Below are 255 nucleotides of genomic sequence, written 5' to 3' on the forward strand. Positions count from 1 at the left end.
TACTATTTGATTATTTAGATACTCTTAGTGTTGCTATTGCGCAGCTTTAGCAACGCTTAGAGGATCTTATCCCCAAAGGGCGACTGAAAGGAGACCTTTAGGGACGAAATTTACACTATACTCGGGCCGGGGAAATAAAGTAATACTCCCCTACCCCAAACAAATTGATACAGATTTTACGGCGGTCATAGCAAAGAGGATCCACCCGTTCCCATTCCGAACACGGAAGTTAAGCTCTTTAGCGCCGATGGTACT

1 rRNA gene is annotated in these 255 nt (G+C 44.3%); it reads left to right on the plus strand.

The annotated features are described in order from the left end of the window. Positions 1-177: 177 nt before the first annotated feature. A 5S ribosomal RNA gene (rrf, locus tag FCL47_RS24230) occupies positions 178-255 on the plus strand; the annotation flags it as partial.

It is taken from the genome of Desulfopila sp. IMCC35006 (genome assembly GCF_005116645.1).
Lineage (GTDB): Bacteria > Desulfobacterota > Desulfobulbia > Desulfobulbales > Desulfocapsaceae > Desulforhopalus_A.